Source organism: Paucibacter sp. DJ2R-2 (genome assembly GCF_025717675.1).
In the GTDB taxonomy this organism is placed as follows: domain Bacteria; phylum Pseudomonadota; class Gammaproteobacteria; order Burkholderiales; family Burkholderiaceae_C; genus Paucibacter_A.
Genome location: NZ_JAJIRT010000003.1, coordinates 400,751 through 419,928, shown reverse-complemented (window position 1 = coordinate 419,928; position 19,178 = coordinate 400,751). Strand labels below are relative to the sequence as shown.

The 19,178-nt window shown below is 65.0% G+C and carries 18 protein-coding genes and 2 tRNA genes; 8 read left to right on the top strand and 12 right to left on the bottom strand.

The genetic code is table 11. From position 1 onward, the window contains the following. Positions 1–14: 14 nt before the first annotated feature. From cheD to LNV28_RS11115, 3 genes are all read left to right on the top strand, one after another. Positions 15–647, top strand: a complete 633-nt coding sequence (gene cheD, locus LNV28_RS11125) for a chemoreceptor glutamine deamidase CheD (RefSeq protein WP_263519861.1) — start codon at positions 15–17, stop codon at positions 645–647. A 27-nt stretch (positions 648–674) separates the two neighbouring features. Further along, positions 675–1,793, top strand: coding sequence for a protein-glutamate methylesterase/protein-glutamine glutaminase (locus LNV28_RS11120; RefSeq protein WP_263519810.1), 1,119 nt, complete (start codon positions 675–677; stop codon positions 1,791–1,793). Between the two features lie 128 nt (positions 1,794–1,921). Further along, a complete protein-coding gene (locus LNV28_RS11115; RefSeq protein WP_263519809.1) occupies positions 1,922–3,730 on the top strand; it encodes a GGDEF domain-containing protein in 1,809 nt (602 codons plus the stop codon). Positions 3,731–3,743: 13 nt separating this feature from the next. Here LNV28_RS11115 and hemW read toward each other — a convergent pair whose 3' ends face one another. The 5 genes from hemW to LNV28_RS11090 are packed head-to-tail and all read right to left on the bottom strand — an operon-like array spanning position 3,744 to position 8,219. Further along, complete coding sequence (gene hemW, locus LNV28_RS11110; RefSeq protein WP_263519860.1) at positions 3,744–4,934, bottom strand: radical SAM family heme chaperone HemW; 1,191 nt, start codon at positions 4,932–4,934, stop codon at positions 3,744–3,746. A 13-nt stretch (positions 4,935–4,947) separates the two neighbouring features. Further along, entirely contained in the window at positions 4,948–5,562 is a 615-nt protein-coding gene (gene rdgB, locus LNV28_RS11105; protein WP_263519808.1) for an RdgB/HAM1 family non-canonical purine NTP pyrophosphatase, read from the bottom strand. Beyond that, positions 5,559–6,296, bottom strand: coding sequence for a ribonuclease PH (gene rph / locus LNV28_RS11100; RefSeq protein ID WP_318013848.1), 738 nt, complete (start codon positions 6,294–6,296; stop codon positions 5,559–5,561). The genes rdgB and rph overlap by 4 nt, the downstream gene beginning before the upstream one ends. 13 nt (positions 6,297–6,309) lie before the next feature. Next, the gene (locus tag LNV28_RS11095) at positions 6,310–7,254 is read right to left on the bottom strand and encodes a PP2C family protein-serine/threonine phosphatase (RefSeq protein ID WP_263519807.1); all 945 of its coding nucleotides are present in this window, start codon (positions 7,252–7,254) and stop codon (positions 6,310–6,312) included. Continuing rightward, positions 7,251–8,219 (bottom strand): serine/threonine protein kinase, encoded by a 969-nt coding sequence (locus tag LNV28_RS11090; RefSeq protein ID WP_102769957.1) that lies wholly within the window; start codon positions 8,217–8,219, stop codon positions 7,251–7,253. Before LNV28_RS11090 ends, LNV28_RS11095 begins: the two co-directional genes overlap by 4 nt. 30 nt (positions 8,220–8,249) lie before the next feature. On the opposite strand from LNV28_RS11090, the gene LNV28_RS11085 reads away from it, so the two are divergent. The 4 genes from LNV28_RS11085 to LNV28_RS11070 all read left to right on the top strand — a co-directional run bounded on the left by LNV28_RS11085 (position 8,250) and on the right by LNV28_RS11070 (position 12,574). After that, entirely contained in the window at positions 8,250–9,197 is a 948-nt protein-coding gene (locus LNV28_RS11085; protein ID WP_263519806.1) for a YicC/YloC family endoribonuclease, read from the top strand. A 54-nt stretch (positions 9,198–9,251) separates the two neighbouring features. Beyond that, on the top strand, positions 9,252–9,872 hold the full coding sequence (gene gmk, locus LNV28_RS11080; protein WP_263519805.1) for a guanylate kinase: 621 nt from the start codon (positions 9,252–9,254) through the stop codon (positions 9,870–9,872). A gap of 66 nt (positions 9,873–9,938) precedes the next feature. Then, the gene (rpoZ, locus tag LNV28_RS11075; RefSeq protein WP_263519804.1) at positions 9,939–10,142 is read left to right on the top strand and encodes a DNA-directed RNA polymerase subunit omega; all 204 of its coding nucleotides are present in this window, start codon (positions 9,939–9,941) and stop codon (positions 10,140–10,142) included. Between the two features lie 146 nt (positions 10,143–10,288). Further along, entirely contained in the window at positions 10,289–12,574 is a 2,286-nt protein-coding gene (locus LNV28_RS11070; protein WP_263519803.1) for a RelA/SpoT family protein, read from the top strand. Here the strand turns inward: LNV28_RS11070 and greB are convergent. Continuing rightward, entirely contained in the window at positions 12,571–13,137 is a 567-nt protein-coding gene (gene greB, locus LNV28_RS11065) for a transcription elongation factor GreB (protein WP_263519802.1), read from the bottom strand. The two genes, LNV28_RS11070 and greB, sit on opposite strands and share 4 nt — an antisense overlap. 46 nt (positions 13,138–13,183) lie before the next feature. Between greB and LNV28_RS11060 the strand changes: the two genes are divergently transcribed. Beyond that, complete coding sequence (locus tag LNV28_RS11060; RefSeq protein ID WP_263519801.1) at positions 13,184–14,326, top strand: CaiB/BaiF CoA transferase family protein; 1,143 nt, start codon at positions 13,184–13,186, stop codon at positions 14,324–14,326. A gap of 59 nt (positions 14,327–14,385) precedes the next feature. On the opposite strand, the gene LNV28_RS11055 is transcribed toward LNV28_RS11060, so the two are convergent. From LNV28_RS11055 to hemC, 6 genes are all read right to left on the bottom strand, one after another. Further along, positions 14,386–14,462: transfer RNA gene (locus LNV28_RS11055), tRNA-Arg, on the bottom strand. Positions 14,463–14,693: 231 nt separating this feature from the next. Continuing rightward, positions 14,694–14,770 (bottom strand) — tRNA-Arg (locus LNV28_RS11050). A gap of 58 nt (positions 14,771–14,828) precedes the next feature. After that, positions 14,829–16,076 carry a heme biosynthesis HemY N-terminal domain-containing protein gene (locus tag LNV28_RS11045; protein ID WP_263519800.1) on the bottom strand — a complete coding sequence of 416 codons (1,248 nt, stop codon included), beginning with the start codon at positions 16,074–16,076 and terminating at the stop codon, positions 14,829–14,831. Positions 16,077–16,136: 60 nt separating this feature from the next. Further along, positions 16,137–17,330, bottom strand: a complete 1,194-nt coding sequence (locus LNV28_RS11040) for a uroporphyrinogen-III C-methyltransferase (RefSeq protein WP_263519799.1) — start codon at positions 17,328–17,330, stop codon at positions 16,137–16,139. Next, positions 17,323–18,135: a uroporphyrinogen-III synthase gene (locus LNV28_RS11035; RefSeq protein ID WP_263519798.1), complete on the bottom strand. Its 813-nt coding sequence runs from the start codon at positions 18,133–18,135 to the stop codon at positions 17,323–17,325. Before LNV28_RS11035 ends, LNV28_RS11040 begins: the two co-directional genes overlap by 8 nt. A gap of 13 nt (positions 18,136–18,148) precedes the next feature. Continuing rightward, complete coding sequence (gene hemC, locus LNV28_RS11030; protein WP_263519797.1) at positions 18,149–19,078, bottom strand: hydroxymethylbilane synthase; 930 nt, start codon at positions 19,076–19,078, stop codon at positions 18,149–18,151. Positions 19,079–19,178: the final 100 nt, after the last annotated feature.

Below are 19,178 nucleotides of genomic sequence, written 5' to 3'. Positions count from 1 at the left end.
CAGGCACCGGCTCGATGTTCACCAGTGGCGCGGGAGCGGCCCGCGTTGCCCAGCTCAAGGCAGTGCCGCGCAAGCCAGGTGAAGCATCGTTCTTCTTCTACGACGCCCATTTCAAGAATGCGGCGGTGAAGATCCTGCCCGGCGAATACTTCGTTGACAACGAAGACCTGCTGGTCATGACCACCCTCGGCTCCTGCATTGCAGCCTGTCTGTGGGACCGCCATGCGCAAATCGGCGGCATGAATCACTTCATGCTGCCTGAAGGCAGCGGCGACTCAGGCCGCTATGGCTCCTTCGCCATGGAACTGCTGATCAACGAGATGATGAAGCGCGGTGCCTCCAAAGGCCGCATGGAAGCCAAGATCTTTGGCGGAGGCGCCGTGATCGCCGGCATGAACACCATCAATGTCGGCGAACGCAACACCAATTTTGTGATCGATTTCCTCAAGCTCGAGCGCATCCCCATCGTGTCCAAGGACGTGATGGACATTTACCCGCGCAAGGTTTGCTTCCTGCCCTTCAGCGGCAAGGCCATGGTCAAACGACTGGCCCCCGCCAACACCGACGCCCTGGTGCAACAGGATCGCAATGCCGCGCAGAAAGCCCAGCCCGTGGTGGCAACGGGCGGCTCGGTCGACCTGTTCTGATTTCAGGCCCAAGAGGAGAAGTACGCAATGGCCAAAACAACTGTGGTGGTGGTCGACGATTCGGCGCTGGTGCGCAGCATCCTGACCGAGATCATCAATCGCCAGCCCGATATGGAATGCATCGGCGCCGCCGCCGACCCACTGCTGGCGCGCGAGATGATCCGCGCCCTCAACCCAGACGTGATCACCTTGGACATCGAGATGCCGCGCATGGACGGCCTCGATTTTCTGTCCCGCCTGATGCGCCTGCGGCCCATGCCGGTGGTGATGGTGTCCACCCTGACCGAGCGCGGCGCCGAAGTGACCCTGAAGGCGCTCGAACTCGGCGCGGTGGACTTTGTGGCCAAGCCCAAGATCGGCGTGGCCGATGGCATCCGGCTGCTCGCCGATGACATCACCGACAAGATTCGCATTGCCGCCAAGGCCCACATCCGGCGCAGCCATGCCGCCCTGCCCGCCTCCGGTGCCACTGGCGCCTCGGCCCATGCGGGGCACGCACCGGCCGCGCCGGCCAAGCCCGTCACCATGGCCAGTTTGGGCCGGCTTTCGACCGAAAAAATCATCTTCATCGGCGCCTCCACCGGCGGCACCGAAGCGACCAAGGACGTGCTGGTCAATCTGCCCGCCGACTGCCCGGCCGTGGTCATCACCCAGCACATGCCGCCCGGCTTCACCAAGAGCTATGCAGCGCGCCTGGACAGCCTGTGCCGCATCCGCATCAAGGAAGCCACGGACGGCGAGCGCATACTGCCCGGCCACGGCTATATCGCTCCGGGCGGATTCCATCTGAGCGTCGAACGCTCCGGCGCCAACTACATCGCCCGGGTCCAGGACGGTGAACCGGTGAACCGGCACAAGCCCTCGGTCGAGGTGCTGTTCCATTCCGCGGCGCGTGTGGTAGGGCCCAATGCCCTGGGCATCATGTTGACCGGCATGGGCGCCGACGGCGCCAAGGCCATGAAGGTCATGAAGGACGCCGGCTCCTACAACCTGGTGCAAGACGAGGCGACCTGCGTGGTTTTTGGCATGCCGCGTGAGGCCATCAACGCCGGTGCCGCCGACGAAGTGCTACCGCTGAACCAAATCGCACCGCGTCTGATTGAGCGCCTGCGCAGCACCTCGGGCATGTCACTCAATCGCGTGTAGGCCGGCCGCCACACCGGGCCTAACGCCAAGGCCGCAGGGCTGAGCAATTGCTCACGCCGCTGCGGCCTTCGTCGTTTCCGGGGCCGCGTTTCGTCGCCCTGTCACGCATGCGCGGCAGCATGCCAGGTATGACGAACACCGCCACTCTGAACCGCCCGCCGCTCGCGTCGCCACCGGCCCTGCGCGCCCCCTTGAGCGTGCAGACACTGATTGATCAGGCCCTGCTCACGACGGTATTTCAGCCGATTGCGCAGCTCGATTGCGGCCTGATCTACGGCCACGAGGCCCTGGTGCGCGGCCCCCTCGGCAGCGCCCTTGAATTCCCCGATGCCCTGTTCAGCGCCGGACGCCAGGAAGGGCTGAGCAACGAGCTGGAGGTGCACTGCGCCATGCAGGCCATTGCGGACTGGAGCCGGCTCAAGCTGCCCGGTCGCCTGCTGCTCAATATGAGCGCCACGGCCCTGTCCAGCGCCGTCTCCGAGGGCGTGGCGCAAGACCGGCTGTTTGTCTGCGAAGAACATGGCATCTGCGCCAGCCGCCTGATGATCGAGCTGACCGAGCATGAGCGCGTCGCCGACATCGAGAGCCTGCGCCGCGCCATCGCCGTGCTGCGCCGCAAGGGCGTGGGCATCGCCTTGGACGACTTCGGTGACGGCCGTTCCTCGCTGCGCCTGTGGTCGGAGATCCAGCCCGACATCGTCAAGATCGACAAATACTTCACCCACGACCTGCCCGACCATGCGGAGAAGCTGCAGACCTTCCGCGCCCTGCTGCAGCTGGCCGAAACCTTTGGCGCCCAGCTGGTGGCCGAGGGCATCGAAAACGCAGAGGAACTGCGCGTGCTGCGCGATCTCGGCGTGGCCTTCGGGCAGGGCTGGTTGATCGGCCGCCCCAGCCGCGATGGCGCACGCGAAGCCCTCCCTGGCGCGCGCGAGGTGCTGGCCAGCAGCGAGATTGCCGTGCTGCCCGAGTTGCGCCGCGCCTCCAGCAATGGCGTGACCGCCGAGCGCCTGATGATGGAAGCCGTCAGCGTGACGGCGGACACCACCCACGAGCAACTGTTCCGCGTCTTCAATGCACACGAGGACTTGCACGCCATTGCCGTGCTCAACGCCGCCCAGGAGCCAGTGGCCCTGGTCGACCGGGCGCAGTTCATCAACCGCTGGGCCAAGCCTTTCTTCATGGACCTGTACGGTCGCCACGCCTGCACCCTGTTCGCCAACCCGACACCCTTGATCGTCAACGCCGACACCGGCATCGAGGCACTGACGACGGTGCTGACCTCGGCCGACCAGCGCTATTTGCGCGAAGGTTTCATCATCGTGCGCGAAGGCCGCTATCTGGGCCTGGGCACGGGCGAGCAGTTGGTGCGCTCAGTCACCGAAGCGCGCATCGAAGCGGCGCGCCACGCCAACCCGCTGACCTTCCTGCCCGGCAACATCCCGATCAGCCAGCACATCGGACGGCTGCTGACCAGTGGCCGCGAGTTCGTGGCCGCCTATGCCGACCTCAACCACTTCAAACCCTTCAACGACGAATACGGCTATTGGCGCGGCGACGAGATGATCCGCCTGGTGGCGCGCGTGGCCAGCAACCACTGCGACAGCCAGCGCGACTTTCTCGGCCATGTCGGCGGCGATGATTTCGTCATGCTGTTCCAGAGCGCCGACTGGGAGCAGCGTTGCGAGCAGATCGTCAACGGCTTCAATGAACTGGCCCGCAACCTCTTTGATGCCGCAGCACTGCAAGCCGGCGGCATCATGGCCGAGGACCGCCACGGCGATATGCGCTTCCACCCCTGCACCACGCTCAGCATTGGCGCGGTTCGGGTCAGCCCCGGCAGCCTGCAGCGCGCCGAAGATGTGGCCAGCGCTGCGGCCACGGCCAAGCGTCATGCCAAGCATGAGGCCTTGAGTGTCTATGTGATGGCAGCCTGAGGCGCCGAAGCGATCAATCCGCCAAGAACAGGGATTGCAGGTCGCTGAGGAAATCGAAGCCCCGGGCGGTGGCCGCGATGCGCGCCAGGTCGAGCTCGAGCAGGCCGCGCTGGCGACCTTGCTCCAGGGCGCGGGCAATGCTCGACGGCGGCAGGCCGGTGCGTTCCAGATAGGACTGCAGGCCCACGCCCTCGCGCAGGCGCAAGGCATTGAGCATGAACTCGAAAGGCAGCTCGGCGCGGGCCACTTCGTTCTCGTTGGACACCGCCGTTCCGTCAATCGCCTGCGTCATATAGGCCGCCGGCTCACGCCAGCGCACCTGGCGCAGCACGCGGTGCGGGAAGGAGATCTTGCTGTGCGCACCGGCGCCGATGCCGAGGTAGTCACCGAACTGCCAGTAGTTCAGATTGTGGGCGCAACGGTGTCCAGCCCGGGCATAGGCCGAGACTTCATAACGATCCATGCCCACGGCACCGGTGCGCGCCGTGATCAGGTCCAACATCTCGCTGGCCAGGTCAGCATCGGGCAGGTCCTGCGGCGGTACTGTGGCGAAACGGGTGTTGGGCTCGATGGTCAGGTGATAGACGGACAGATGCGGCGGCACAAAAGCCAGGGCCGTGCTCAGTTCCAGATCCAGCTCGGCCAGGCTCTGGCCCGGCAATGCGTACATCAGGTCGATGTTGAAGGTTTCGAACGCCTGCGCTGCCTCGGCGATGGCGGCTCGCGCCTGCTCGCCGCTGTGCACCCGGCCCAAGGCCTTGAGCTTGGCATCGTCGAAACTCTGCACGCCGATGGACAAGCGGGTCACGCCGGCCGCGCGGAAGCCCTTGAAGCGGTCGCGCTCGAAAGTCCCCGGGTTGGCTTCCAGCGTGATTTCGCAGCCCGGCTCCAGCGGCAAGCGGGCGCGCAGGTCCGAGATCAGCTCGGCAATCTGCTCCGGCGGAAACAGGCTGGGCGTGCCGCCGCCGATGAAGATGCTGACCACCGGCCGGCCCCAGATCAAGGGCAATGCCGCCTCCAGGTCTGCCCGCAAGGCGGCCAGGTAGGCTCGCGCGGTGTCCACAGGAAGTTCGCGCGCGGCACCGTCGACACGCCACTCATGGCTGTTGAAATCACAGTACGGGCATTTGCGCAGACACCAGGGCAGGTGCACATAGAGCGAGAGTGGCGGCAGCGCCGGCAGGCTCAGCGTGCCCGGCCGCATCAGGCGAATGACATCAGCCAAGATGCCAGACCTCGCGCATCTGCACCGCCAGATTGGCGGCCGCCAAGGCCCGGTGACTCTGTACATTCTTTTCCGCGGCGCTCAGCTCGGCCACGCTTCGCCCCAGGGACGGAATGAACATCAGCGGATCGTAGCCAAAGCCCGCGTCGCCCTGGGCAGCGCTCAAGATCTGCCCCTGCCATCGGCCCATGGCGATCAGCGGCTCGGGGTCGCGCGCGCTGCGCACGGCCACCAAGGCACAGACGAAACGTGCCGCCCGCTGCTCGGACGCAGGAAACTGCGCCATTTGCTCCAAGAGCACGCGGTTGTTATCGGCGTCCGACTTGGGCTGGCCGAACAGCGTGGCATAACGCGCCGAAAGCACGCCGGGCGCACCGGCCAGAGCTTCGACCGCCAGGCCGGAGTCATCGGCCAGGGCCGGCAGACCGCTGGCCTCGGCCGCATGCCGGGCCTTGGCCAGGGCGTTCTCGGCGAAGGTGCCAAAAGGCTCTTCGGCCTCCGAGATGCCGAGCGAACCCTGGGTCAGCAACTCCACGCCCAGGGGCGCGAACAAGGCCTGCAGCTCAATCAGCTTTTTGGCATTGTTGGAGGCGAGAACAATCTTCATGCCGTCAGAGCTGCCTTTTGGGCAGCCAGCAACTCACGAATACCCTTCTCCGCCAGGTCCAGCAGCGCATTCATCTCGGTGCGGCTGAAGGCCACGCCCTCGGCCGTGCCTTGCAGCTCGACAAAGCCTCCGTCGGCCGTCATCACCACATTCATGTCGGTGTCGCAGGCCGAGTCTTCGGTGTATTCCAGGTCCAGCAAGGGCGTGCCCTCGACGATGCCCACCGAAATGGCTGCCACCGCCTGGCGGATCGGGCTGGCCGTGATCTTGCCCTGAGCCATGAGCCAGCTGACCGCATCGGCGGCTGCCACGTAAGCACCGGTGATGGCCGCGGTGCGGGTGCCGCCATCGGCTTGCAGCACATCGCAGTCGAGTGCGATGGTGCGCTCGCCCAGCAGCTTCAAGTCGAAGACGCAGCGCAGCGAGCGGCCGATCAGGCGCTGAATTTCCTGGGTGCGACCGCTCTGCTTGCCACGGGCGGCCTCGCGGTCGCTGCGGGTATGGGTGGCGCGCGGCAGCATGCCGTATTCCGCGGTGACCCAGCCTTCGCCCGATCCGCGCTTGTGCGGCGGCACTTTTTCTTCCACCGAAGCCGTGCACAGCACCTTGGTGCCGCCGAATTCAATCAGCACCGATCCCTCGGCATGGCAGGTGTATTGACGGGTGATGCGCACTGGGCGAAGTGCATCCGCCGCGCGGCCACTGGCGCGCAGCGCGCTGTTTGTTTCAGTCATGATGAAAAGTCCTTCAGGATTTCTTGAGAACGCCGTTCTGGCGCTCGTTGGCGCGGCGTATGGCTTCATTGATCTCGCGCACCGAGCGCTCGATTTCGGCCTCATCCAGCTCATCACCGCCGGAGCGGGCATCCTGGCCGGCGGCCTGGATGGTGGTGGCAAAGCCGTCGTCGGACAGGCTGCGGGTGGAAATGCCGGCTTCGGTATGGCCGTCGTCCGTATCGGCCTCGCCTTCCCACTCCACCGCCAGTGCAGTCACATTGTCACAGCGCGGCCCGCCATTGCGCAGGGCCTGCTCCACCAATTCCGGCACGGCATCAGCGACCGCGCTGGCAGCAAGATGCTCGGTGATCAAATCATCGGGCACCGTGCCCCACAGACCGTCGGAGCAGAGCAGCAGTCGGTCTCCCTGTTCGAGCAGCATGGGGCCATGGGTGTCGACCATGGGCTTGCCCGGGCTGCCCAGGCAGGTCAGCAAGACATTGCGGTTGAAGGTCTCGCCTTCTTGCGGCACCCGGCCCAAGGCGTTTTGCAGCTCGAGGTAAGAGTGGTCGCGGGTGCGCGCGATCAGCTTGCCGGCGCGCACCATGTACAGGCGCGAATCGCCGCAATGCGCCCAGAAAGCCCGCCGCCCTTGCAACACACAGGCCACGATGGTGGTGCGCGGCGTGTCGCTCATGCCTTTCTCGGCGGCATAGCGGAGCAGTTGCTGATGGGCGATCAGCACGGCATCCTGCAAGAAAGCCGCCGGGTCCTGCAAGGCCGGCGTGGCATCGCGCTGGAACAGCGCCGCCAGGGTCTGTAGCGCCATCTGCGCAGCCACCTCGCCCTCAGGATGCCCACCAAGACCATCGGCCAAGGCAAACAGCCCGGCCTCACGGGTGTAGCAATACCCCATGCGGTCTTCATTCTTCTCACGCCGGCCGCGACGGCTCACCTGGAAGGTGCTGAACCTCACGCTTTGGCTCCGGTCTTCAGATTCTCCAGTTGCAATTTGAGGCGCTCGCTGAAACTGAGTTTGGTGTAGCGACGCTCGGTCTCACGTGCCAGCTCCTTCTGCAAGGAGAACACGCTTTGGGGACGCGACAAAGGGTCCAGCGACATGCACCATTCGGTCACTTCGATGAGATTGTCGGAATAGACATTGCGCAAGCGCGACAAACTCAAGGCCAGGCGATCCTTCTCCAGGCGCTGCGGCGCGTCGTTGGGCGGATAGCCCTGCATGCAGGCGTAGATGCAGGCGCCGATGGCATAGATGTCGGTCCAGGGGCCTAAGGCGCCATCTCGCCGGTACATCTCGGGCGCAGCGAAGCCCGGCGTGTACATGGGACGGATGAAATTGCCTTCCTTGCTCAGCACCTCACGCGCCGCGCCGAAGTCCAGCAAGACCGCCTTGTTTTCATTGGTGATGAAGATATTGGCTGGCTTGATGTCCAGGTGCAGCATCTTGTGCTGGTGCACGATGCGCAAGCCACGCAGGATCTCGTCGAAGAGGCTGCGGATGGTCGACTCGCGGAACACCTTGTCGCGCTTCATATCGCGCGCCGTGACGATGAAATCCTGCAAGGTGTCGCCCTGCAAGTAGTTCATCACCATGTAGACGGTTTCGTTCTCGCGCAGGAAGTTCAGCACCGAAACCACGCTCGGGTGTGAAATCTGCGCCAGGGAACGGCCTTCTTCGAAGAAGCTCTTCAGACCCAGGCGGTACAGTGGCTGCTTCTCGGGTTTGACGCGCGGCGTCAACTCGCCTGGCGAACGTTCAGCCAGGCTGGAGGGCAGATATTCCTTGAGGGCGACGAGGTGGCGTTCCGGGTCTTCGGCCAAATACACCACGCCGAATCCGCCTGCTGCCAACCGTTTGATGATCTGGTAGCCCCCAACCACCGTTCCCGCAGGCAAGGGCGCCGGTTTCGGCTTTGACATAATCGAGTTTTATTCCACACCGAACGCTAGATGCCAGTCTACAGCATGACGGGATATGCCAGCGTCAGCTCGCAACCCTCCGCCCCCAGTGAAAACACCGGGGCCTCCAATGCCAACACTGCGGCAGGCCAGAGCGCCAGCGCGGCCACCGTGACCGTCGAGTTGCGTTCGGTCAACGGCCGTTTCCTGGACCTGGGCTTTCGCATGCCCGAGGATTTGCGCGGTCTGGAACCGGCCCTGCGTGAACTGCTGACAGCCAAACTCAAGCGCGGCAAGATCGAGCTGCGCATCAACACCCAGCGCGAAAGCGACAGCAACTGGCCCCAGCCACAGTCTGATCAGCTGAACAAGCTGGCACGGTTGGAAGGCTCGGTACAGAACTGGCTGCCCAAGGCCCAACCCCTGTCGGTCCACGAGGCCCTGATCTGGTGCAAGGGTGGCGGCTCGGCGACCGAGAAGCTCGACGAACCGGCCCTGGAGGCCGCTCGCCAGTGCGTGGCAGGCCTGCTGGAGGCACGCGAACGCGAGGGCGAGAAGCTGGTCGCCATCTTGCTGGAGCGCATCAGCCATCTGCGCCAGCTGGCTGATGCCGCCGAGCCCATGCTGCCAGCCATCGTGCAACGCCAGCAGCAGCGTTTTCTCGAACGTTGGCAAGAAGCCCTGGCCAGCACCGGCGCGGCCCAGACCATCCCCGAAGAGAACCTGCGCGAGCGCGCCCTCAACGAAGCGGCGGCCTACGCCATCCGCATCGACGTGGCTGAAGAACTGGCCCGTCTGCGCGCTCACCTGGAAGAAATCGCCCGTCTGCTCAAGAAGGGTGGCGAGATCGGCAAGCGCCTGGACTTCCTGATTCAGGAACTGCACCGCGAGGCCAACACCCTGGGCTCCAAGGCCGCGGCCCTGGAGTTGACCAATATCTCGGTGGAGATGAAGGTCGCCGTGGAGCAGTTGCGCGAGCAGGTGCAGAACATCGAATAAGCCGGCTGCCCCACAGCCTTTCGCAGCCCTCCCTTCTAGACAACGCTCCGTTTCATGGAATATCCCGGCAATCTCTTCGTCGTCGCTGCACCCAGCGGCGCCGGCAAATCCAGCTTGGTCAAGGCCTTGCTGGAACTCGACGCCAAGCTCGACGTCTCGATCTCCCACACCTCGCGTGCCCCGCGCGGCCAGGAACAGCACGGCCGAGAGTACTGGTTCACGCCCGAGGCCGAGTTCCGCGCCATGGCGGCCCGTGGTGAGTTCTTCGAATGGGCCGAGGTGCATGGCAATCTGTACGGCACCTCACGCGCCGCCATCGAAGCCCGCATGGCCCATGGTGATGATGTGGTGCTCGAGATCGACTTCCAAGGGGCACTGCAGATCAAGCAGCTGTTCCCCTATGCGGTACTGATCTTCATCCTGCCGCCGAGCTGGGACGAGCTGCAGCAACGATTGAACCGCCGCGGCGACACCGCGCCTGAGGTGATTGCCCAGCGAATGGCCAATGCACGCATCGAGGTGGCGCAAGCGCAAAACTTCGATTTCGTGGTCGTGAACGCCGTGTTTGACACCGCAGTTTTCGATCTCAAGGCCATCGTCCACGCACAGCGGTTAAAATACGCGGCTCAGCGCCGGAATCGCTCAGCCGTCTTCCGCGCTCTTGATCTGCCCTGAAGCCTGTTTGCCTGGCAAATATCTTCAGAATCCGATCCCCACGAACACCTGAACTGGAATCCACACATGGCCCGCATCACCGTTGAAGACTGCCTGACCAAGATCCCCAACCGCTTCCAGCTGGTGCTCGCCGCAACCTACCGCGCCCGCATGCTGAGCCAAGGCCACACGCCCAAGGTCGAAAGCAAGAACAAGCCCGGCATCACCGCCCTGCGCGAGATCGCGGCTGGCGAAGTCGGCATTGAAATGCTGCGCAAAGTGCCGGTCTGATTCAGACGCCACTGCTCTGAACAACGGGCGCCTTCGGGCGCCCGTTGTCGTTTCTGCTCATCGAGATGACAAGCAGGCGATGCCGAATGACACGGTCTTCTGCGCCAGCGCAGATGGCAGCTGATTTCATCGGTTAAATTCGAGCCATGGGTTTTCGATCATTTGCTGTCTCTCGCCTGCCCGCCGCGCTCAGCGGCTTGTCGGGTCTGCGCCCCGCCCCCGAGCCAACGGCCGCCGAGGCGGCATCGTTTGACGCCCTGGTCCAGCATCTGGGCTACCTGCCGAAAGCGGACATCAAGCGCATCCGCGAGGCCTACAAATTCGCCGATGAAGCCCACCTCGGCCAGTTCCGGGCCAGCGGCGAGCCCTACATCACCCACCCGATTGCCGTGGCTGGCATCTGCGCCGAGTGGCGTCTGGACGCCCAGGCCATCATGGCCGCCCTCATGCACGACGCCATGGAAGACTGTGGCGTCACCAAGACGGAACTGATTGAGCGCTTCGAGGCGCCGACGGCCGAGCTGGTCGATGGCCTGACCAAGCTCGACAAGCTGCAGTTCTCGACCAAGGAAGAGTCCCAGGCCGAATCCTTTCGCAAGATGCTGCTGGCCATGGCGCGCGATGTGCGCGTCATCCTGATCAAGCTGGCCGACCGTCTGCACAATATGCGCACCATGGAGGCCATGGCCGCACCCAAGCGCCGCCGTATTGCCCGGGAAACGCTCGACATCTATGCGCCCATCGCGCACCGCCTGGGCCTGAACGAGATCTACCGCGAGCTGCAGGACCTGTCCTTCCAGCACATCCATCCCTGGCGCCACGCTGCCTTGTCGAAGGCGATTGGCAAGGCACGTGGCAACCGCCGCGATCTGGTTTCACGCATCGAACGCGATGTCGTCAAGGCTTTCGCTGCTGGCGCCCATCCGGTGCAGATCCATGGGCGCGAGAAGGCCATCTACTCCATCTACAAGAAGATGCGCGAGAAGCACCTGAGCTTTGCCCAGGTCAGCGACATCTTCGGCTTCCGCGTCGTGGTCGACGAGCTGCCGCAATGCTATTTGTCCCTGGGCGTGCTGCACCAGCTCTACAAGCCGCAGCCGGGCCGTTTCAAGGACTACATCGCCATCCCCAAGCCCAATGGCTACCAAAGCCTGCACACCACCCTGGTCAGCCCGCTGGGCACGCCGGTGGAGTTTCAGATCCGCACCGAGGCCATGCACATGGTGGCGGAAAAAGGCGTGGCCGCCCATTGGCTGTACAAAAAGGGCGGCAACCCCAGCGGCACCAGCGCCGAGAGCGCCCAGCAGCTGGGCTCGCGTTGGCTGCAGTCCCTGATCGACATCCAGGACGAGACACGCGACGCCAACGAGTTCCTCGAACACGTGAAGATCGACCTGTTCCCGGACGCTGTCTACGTCTTCACCCCCAAGAGCCGCATCATGGCCCTACCCAAGGGCGCCACGCCGGTGGACTTCGCCTATGCCATCCATTCGGACGTGGGCGACCATTGCGTGGCCGCCAAGATCAACGGCGAGCCGGTCCCGCTGCGTGCCGAGCTGCGCAGCGGCGATGTGATCGAAATCGTCACGGCCGCGGGCGCCCGCCCCAATCCGGCGTGGCTGAGCTTTGTCCGCACAGGCCGGGCCCGCTCCAAGATCCGCCACTTCCTCAAAAACCTGGAGCAGGAAGAAAGCCGGGATCTGGGCGAGAAGATGCTGGCTCAGGCACTCCGGGCCGAAGGGCTGAGCTTACCCAGCCTCAGTGACGAAGACGACGACGCAGCCTTGCTCTGGCAACAGCTGGCCCGCTGGGCCGGCAACCGCCATGCTGACGAGCTGCTGGTCGAGATCGGCCTGGGCCGCAAGATCGCCACCATCGTGGCCAAGAAGCTGGCCCGCATGCTGGCCGAGCAAGGCCAGCGGCCCGATGCGGTCATGCTCAGCATCGGCCGCTTCACCGCTGATGACGGGCCGTCACAGGGTCAGGTCACGCTGGACGGCAGCGAAGGCGCCTCGGTGCGTCTGGCCGCCTGTTGCCGCCCCATTCCCGGCGACGAGGTCAAGGGCTATCTGGGTCGCGGCGAAGGCCTGTTGGTGCACACGGCCGAATGCCAGGTCGGCCGCAAGCTCTTCCAGCGCGACGCCGAACACTGGATCGCGGTGAACTGGGCCGAGGAGCTGACCCGCCCCTTCGAAGCCGCCGTGTCCTTGCTGCTCAAGAATGGCAAGGGCGTGCTGGCACAAGTGGCGTCGGCAGTCAGCGCCGCCGAAGCTGACATCACGCACATCATGATGAGCGACGAAATGCAGCAACGCGAGACCGCCGAGATGAACCTCATTCTGTCGGTACGCGACCGCCTGCACCTGGCCGATGTGCTGCGCACACTCAAGCGCTCACCCGCCGTGCTGCGGGTCTGGCGCGTCAAACCTTAAGGCTTCGAAGCCTCCGGCTTCGGGTAGCTGACTTCCAGCACCTCGATCTGCTCGACGCCGCCGGGTGTCATCAACTGCAGCTCATCGCCCACTCGCGCCTTCAAGAGCACACGGGCGATCGGTGACACCCAAGACACCTCGCCGGCCAGACTGTCAGACTCATCGATGCCTTTGATGGTGATGGTGCGCTCCTCGCCTTTGGCGGTGGCGTAACTAACAGTGGCGCCGAAGAAGATCTGCTCATTGCCGTGGTGCAGGCTCGGGTCAGCCACCTCAGCCAGGTCCAGACGCTTATTCAGAAAGCGCAGGCGACGATCGATTTCACGCAGACGCTTCTTGCCGTAGAGATAGTCGCCGTTCTCGCTGCGGTCGCCATTCTTGGCCGCCCAGGAAACGATCTCGACGATCTTGGGCCGCTCCTCGTCCAACAGCGTCATGAATTCGGCCCGCATGCGGGCATAGCCTTGCGGCGTCATGTAATTGCGCGCACCTTGAGGCAAGGCCGGTAGGGCCAGATCCTCGTCATCATCGGCGTCGCTTTCCTTGGTGAATGCCTTGCTCATGGGTGTATTGTCCCAGCAAGCACCCCCACTACCGACAAGCTCCCCCATGCATGCACCTCTGAACGCCTCCGGCCCACTGCACGGCCTGCGCGTGATCGAACTGGCCGGCATCGGCCCGGCACCACTGTGCGGCATGCTGCTAGCCGACCTGGGCGCCGACGTGATCGTGATCGAGCGACCCTCTGCCGCCGCCGAGCCCGAACGCATCGGCACCGGCGCCGCGCTGAACCGAGGCAAGCGATCGGTCTGTCTCGACCTCAAGACCATGGCCGGCCGCGAGGCAGCCCGCGCCATGATCCTCAGCGCCGACGCACTGATCGAAGGCTTCCGGCCGGGCGTGATGGAGCGCCTGGGCCTGGGCCCTCAGAGCTTCACCGAGCCGCACCCGCGCCTGGTCTACGGCCGCATCACGGGCTGGGGCCAGACCGGACCCTGGGCCCATCGGGCGGGGCACGACATCAACTACCTGGCCTTGAGCGGCGCCCTGTCGATCGCCTCGCGCCCCGGACAGGCGCCCAGTGCGCCAGCCAGCATGCTGGGCGATATGGGCGGCGGGGCCATGTTCTTGGCACTGGGGCTGCTCAGCGCCTTGTTGGAAGCACAGCGCTCGGGTCAGGGCCAGGTCATCGACGCTGCCATCGTGGACGGCCTGGGCACCTTGAGCAGCCTGGTGCTGGCCATGGGCAGCGAGGGCCATTGGCAGGATCGTGCACAAGACAACTTCTTCCTGCACAACTCACCGTTTTACGACTGCTTCGAATGCGCCGACGGGAAGTTCCTCAGCCTCGGCGCCATCGAAGCACCGTTCTATGCGCAGTTGCTGCAAGGTCTGGGCTTTGATGACGTCGACCCTGGGCTGCAAATGCAGAGCAGCGAATGGCCGGCACTGCGCGAACGGGTCAGCGAGCGCATCAAGACTCGCAGCCGCGATCAATGGATGAATGATCTGGCGGGCTTGGAATGCTGCGTGGCTCCGGTGCTGAGCATGGACGAAGCGGCCCGACATCCGCAGCAGCAGGCGCGCGCCAGTCATGTCATGGTCGAGGGGCACTGGCAAGCGAGCCCGGCACCGCGCTTTTCCCGGAGCACATTGCGTACGCCGCAAGCAGGCCCTAAACCCGGCGAACACACAGAGCAGGTGCTGGCCGAATTGGGCCTTTCCCTGCCGCAGGCCGAAGGTTTGACCTGAGCAAAAGCAACAAAGCCCCGATGATTTCTCATCGAGGCTTTGTGCATTTCTTATTGTTTTGGTGCGGCTGGCAGGATTCGAACCCACGACCCCTTGGTTCGTAGCCAAGTACTCTATCCAACTGAGCTACAGCCGCTCCAAGCCCTCTACTATAGCACGGTATTTTCGTACCGCACAAGTCTTTTTAAAAATTCTTGCGAACTCTTCAAAACCCCCATCCGAGCCGATTTGAATCAATACCTCAATTCAAACCCAACCCCTTCGCCAGACACTGCGTCGAGGGAAACTCGGGGCCAAGTATTCACTCGGCACAACAGGAATTGAAAAAGGTCAGCGATTTCTCACTGACCTTTTCGTTTTCTTCTTTTGGTGCGGCTGGCAGGATTCGAACCCACGACCCCTTGGTTCGTAGCCAAGTACTCTATCCAACTGAGCTACAGCCGCCAAGCCTCAGACTATAGCATGGTTTATACCGCTGAAGCAAAGATTTCAGTTTTTTGCATCACTGGACCAGCGCAGCAGACTCATGACACCGGGCACGGCGCTCCAGGTCGCCGTCCTGCTCGGCCAGCCGAGCGAGCATGAGCCAGCTGCGCCGACGCGCCGCCACAGCCAAGCTGGATTCATCAGCGACCTGCTCCAAAATCAAGCGGGCCTTGCCCCAGAGCTGGCGCTCGGCCAGGGCATGACCCAGGGCATAGCTGAAGGCGCGGTCGCGCGGGAAACGCTGCACCGCCGACTCCAGGCGCTGCAGCCACTCGGGCCCCAGGCCCGGCAAGACCAGCACCAAGGCCTCGGCCAGCGTCGCCCGCTCGTCGGCGCCCAGCTCGGCCACATCGTCCCAGAAGGGGCGCAGCCAGCCACGACCGTCATCGGGCACGCCGAGCGCTCCCGCGCGTTGGGCCGCCCTCGCGGCCACGAACACATCGCGGCGGTCAGCGCTGTCCAGCTGCTGCCAGACGGCACGCAGTTGGTCGGCATCGCGCGCAGCGTCGAGCGCCTCAAAGGCCAGAGAGCGCAGCAGGCCTTGCGCCGCGACCTTGGAAAAGCCTTGGTGCTTGGCCAGCAGACGTGCGGTGCGCAGCGCCTCCAGCGGTTGCTTGGCCAGACGGCTGGCCTGCAGCTTCAGGCGCAAGGCCTGGGTCCGGCGCGCCACGCCCGGCGAGAGCTCAGCCAACAGGCTCAGCGCGCGCGGTGCATCGCGGTCGTCCAGGGCCCATTCGGCAGCCAGCAAGCGGGCGCCCTCCTCCTGCGCACGGCCTTGCGGCGAACGCTTGGCAGCGTCCAGCGCCAGCTGCAGCTGCTCATCACGGCGGCGCTTGTCCTGCAGGCGATGGGCGCTGCTGGCCGACAGCAGATGACCCAGGGCCAGAAAGCCCTCGTCCTGCTGCAGCTCGGGCGTTTGCGCATGGATGCTGAGCGCACGCTGGGCGGCCTTCTGGGCGCGGCCGTAGCGGGCGCCAAAGAACTCGGCCAGCGCATCGCGCAAAGCCAGCTGGGCGCCACGCTCGCGCTGTGCCAGGCGCCATTCATGCGCGCGACGCGGCAGGCTGGTCAGGGCGCCGATGGTCTGGATGGCGGTGACCAAAGCAAAGCAGGTGCCGACCAAGGCCAGCAAGAACAGGTTCAGCGACACATCCAGGCGCCAGCCGTTCCAGTAGAAGCTGGCCAGCCCATCGTTCTGACCCAAGGCCAGCGCAGCCACCACCGCCACGGTGAACAAGAGGACCAACCACACCACCGTACGCATGAACCGAACCTTTGCTTTCGTTCTTATTGACTTGGGGAGCCGCAGCCCTGACCGGCGTGATCAGCGACCGGCCGCAGCTGCCGCCAGCGCGGCCAGGGTGTCATCGGGGCGAGGCACATTGACCTGGCGTGCCTGGCCAGCCACCTGGCGAACCAGCTCGATGGCCGAACTGACCTTGCGCGAGCGGGCATCGAAATAGTGATTCAGCACGTCCTGGCTGTCGCGCAGATCGGCTTGTGCCGTGTCGAACTGGCGGCTCAGCAAGGCCAGGCGGGCATTGAGCAGGCGCAGCTTGAGGTTCTCGCGCAGGAAGAACGCCTGCTCGGGCGCCAGCAACACCGCCTCGGGGTGATCGATGCGGGTGACGCGTACCAGGGTCCGGGTCTCGCCCCAGACCAGGCCGGCCATTTCGGCCAAGCGGGTCTTGGCCCCCCACCACCAGACCGCCAGAAGTCCATCTTCTTCTCTCGGCGCAACTTCGGCCTTGCTTCCAGCCGACTTGCCCCCCGCCGAACTCGGCTTGGGCTTGACGCCCGAGGCCGGTGGCTCACCGCCGCGCTCGGCCACGGCCAGCAGAGGCAGTTCGTCCAGCAAGCGCACCACTTCGTCGAGCTTGATCGTCAAGGTCGAGACGTCGACCACGCTGATGGCCTTGACGCGATCCAGATCGCGCGTTACGGCGCGGCGTACACCTTCCATGCGCGGTTGCTTGTAGCGCAGCAGGCGCTCGTCGGCTTGCTTGAGCGTGGCCACCAGAGGTTCGACGCTGCCGGTCACGGCGGCTTGCTGCAAGGCCACACGGATCGAGGCTTCGATGTCGCCGATCACGTTTTCATCGCGCGAGCGGGACATGGACTGGATCAATTCTTCCAGTTGCCCGCGCTGCAAAGCCACCTCGGCCAGGCGAGCATCGAGCAAAGCCACCTTGGCGGCGGTGTCGCGGGTCAGGTCTTGCGACTGACGCGAAGCGGCGCGGGCCTCGCTGGCCTCGGCCTGCACCAGCTCCTGGCGGCGCACCAGCTCTTGTTCCAGCGCCTGCTGGCGGCTCAGGCCTTGCCAAGCGAGGCCAACACCGGCCAGCGAGGCGACGCCGAGCAAGAGCAGGGTCACCGGCACCCAGCTCGGCAAGGCGGCGGCGGGCAGCGCTGCGGAGGGAACAGAAGTCGCGGAATTCAGGCTCGCGCCGGGCGCATCGCTGGCGGGCGCAGCAGCGCCCGTCGTGGCGTCGAGAGGGGGGGTTTGGGGATCACTCACAGTGAAAATGATTGTAGGCGTCGGCCTGCACCGCACCGAAGGCTTGGGCCACGGCCGCCGCATCGGGTCGCGTCAAAACCACATGCCCCCAACCCTCGGCTCGCGCGCGCTCGGCGATGCGGGTGTGGGTGGCCAGGCAGCGCTGACGTGACCAGTCCACGCCGGCCGGCGCCAGGCGGTGCAAGTGTCCGACCGCTTCGCCGCTGCTGAACAGCCACAGCATGCGCTGCGGCTGAGCGAGCAGATCGGCCAGCTCCTCCTGCTGCGCCGCATCCAACTGCGGGCAGCCGCGCCGGTAGACGCTGAAAAACTCGATCGGCGCCGCACCACGCTCGCGCAAGCGTTCGGCCAGCCAGTCACGGCCGCCCTCACCGCGCAGCATCAGCACCGCCTGGCCTTGCCAATCCATGCCACTGAGCTGGGGCCACAAGTGCTCGGAGTCGAGGCTGGGCGCGTCGGCCGGCGGCTGGATGATGAGGGACGCCGCCACGCCGGCCGCCTGCAAGGCGCGCGCGCTGCCGGGCCCGACACAGGCGGCCAGACAGGCCGCGGGCCATTCAAAGCCCGCCGGTGCTTGCGCAAAAAAGCCCTCGACCGCATTGGGGCTGACGAAGAAGGCCAGGCGCGCCCGCGGCAAGGCCGCCCAGGCCGCTTGCGCCTGCTCGGGCGGCGCGGGGCTGATGGCCAGCAGCGGAAAGCTGCGCGCCGGCACGCCCTGCGCTTGCAAACGCTGCAGCCAGTCGCCGGCCTGCTGCTGCGGCCGGGTCAGGATCAATTGCAAAGCGGCCGTTTCGGGCGACGCCATGGCGGCGAGCGAGTCAGGCCGCGGGCAGATAGTCCGCCGCGCCCAGATCACGCAGGGCCTGCGCGGCCTTTTCGCCCAAGGCCACGGCCTCCGCATCGCTTCGCACCACGGCCTGCAGCTGCGCCTTCAGCAATGGCCGCTCGGGCGACTCGGCATGACCCAGGGCCACGGCCACCTGCAGTTGATCGCCCTGCCAGCGCGCATGGGCCGCCAGCGGCATGCTGCAGCTGCCGCCCAGGCTGCGCGAGACGGCGCGTTCGGTCTGCGTGGCCAGCCAGGTCGGGCGGTCGATCAAGGTGGCCAATTGAGCATTGAGTTCTGCCGCATCGGCGCGCAGTTCGATACCCAGGGCGCCTTGGCCAGCGCAAGGAATCATCTCTTCGACGCTGAAATGGCAGCGGATGCGATCCGCCAGGCCCAGGCGCTTGAGGCCGGCCGCAGCCAGGACGATGGCGTCGTAGCCACCTTCGTCCAGCTTGCGCAAGCGGGTGTCGAGATTGCCGCGCAGCGGCTCGATGCGCAGATCGGGGCGCAAGGCCTTGAGCTGGGCGACGCGGCGCAGGCTGGAGGTGCCAACCAAGGCGCCTTGCGGCAGTTCAGCCAACGAGGCATAACGGTTGGACACCAGGGCATCACGCGGATCTTCGCGCTCCAGGATGGCAGCCAGGGCGAAGCCTTCGGGCAGCTCCATGGGCACGTCCTTGAGCGAATGCACTGCCAGATGGGCGCGGCCTTCTTCCAGCGCGGTTTCAAGCTCTTTCACGAACAAGCCCTTGCCGCCGACCTTGGACAGGGTGCGGTCCAGGATCTGGTCGCCGCGGGTAGTCATGCCCAGCAGGTCGACGTTCAGATGCAGGCTTTGTTCCAGCAGCGCCTTGACATGCTCGGCCTGCCAGAGGGCCAGGCGGCTTTCGCGCGTGGCGATGATGATGGTTTCTTTCATGGCCGGCATGCTAGCAGGCGGCTGTTGTAACTCAGCCGAAATTGGCCACGCGAAGAAACTGCTAGAGTTGGAATAACGTAACCTTGTTACATCACCCCTG

Bases quoted from the DNA above. Each gene is read 5' to 3' on its own strand.
- cheD (WP_263519861.1), top strand. From the start codon at position 15: ATGTTCACCAGTGGCGCGGGAGCGGCCCGCGTTGCCCAGCTCAAGGCA.
- LNV28_RS11120 (WP_263519810.1), top strand. From the start codon at position 675: ATGGCCAAAACAACTGTGGTGGTGGTCGACGATTCGGCGCTGGTGCGC.
- LNV28_RS11115 (WP_263519809.1), top strand. From the start codon at position 1,922: ATGACGAACACCGCCACTCTGAACCGCCCGCCGCTCGCGTCGCCACCG.
- hemW (WP_263519860.1), bottom strand. From the start codon at position 4,934: ATGCGGCCGGGCACGCTGAGCCTGCCGGCGCTGCCGCCACTCTCGCTC.
- rdgB (WP_263519808.1), bottom strand. From the start codon at position 5,562: ATGAAGATTGTTCTCGCCTCCAACAATGCCAAAAAGCTGATTGAGCTG.
- rph (WP_318013848.1), bottom strand. From the start codon at position 6,296: ATGACTGAAACAAACAGCGCGCTGCGCGCCAGTGGCCGCGCGGCGGAT.
- LNV28_RS11090 (WP_102769957.1), bottom strand. From the start codon at position 8,219: ATGTCAAAGCCGAAACCGGCGCCCTTGCCTGCGGGAACGGTGGTTGGG.
- LNV28_RS11085 (WP_263519806.1), top strand. From the start codon at position 8,250: ATGCCAGTCTACAGCATGACGGGATATGCCAGCGTCAGCTCGCAACCC.
- gmk (WP_263519805.1), top strand. From the start codon at position 9,252: ATGGAATATCCCGGCAATCTCTTCGTCGTCGCTGCACCCAGCGGCGCC.
- rpoZ (WP_263519804.1), top strand. From the start codon at position 9,939: ATGGCCCGCATCACCGTTGAAGACTGCCTGACCAAGATCCCCAACCGC.
- LNV28_RS11070 (WP_263519803.1), top strand. From the start codon at position 10,289: ATGGGTTTTCGATCATTTGCTGTCTCTCGCCTGCCCGCCGCGCTCAGC.
- greB (WP_263519802.1), bottom strand. From the start codon at position 13,137: ATGAGCAAGGCATTCACCAAGGAAAGCGACGCCGATGATGACGAGGAT.
- LNV28_RS11060 (WP_263519801.1), top strand. From the start codon at position 13,184: ATGCATGCACCTCTGAACGCCTCCGGCCCACTGCACGGCCTGCGCGTG.
- LNV28_RS11045 (WP_263519800.1), bottom strand. From the start codon at position 16,076: ATGCGTACGGTGGTGTGGTTGGTCCTCTTGTTCACCGTGGCGGTGGTG.
- LNV28_RS11035 (WP_263519798.1), bottom strand. From the start codon at position 18,135: ATGGCGTCGCCCGAAACGGCCGCTTTGCAATTGATCCTGACCCGGCCG.
- hemC (WP_263519797.1), bottom strand. From the start codon at position 19,078: ATGAAAGAAACCATCATCATCGCCACGCGCGAAAGCCGCCTGGCCCTC.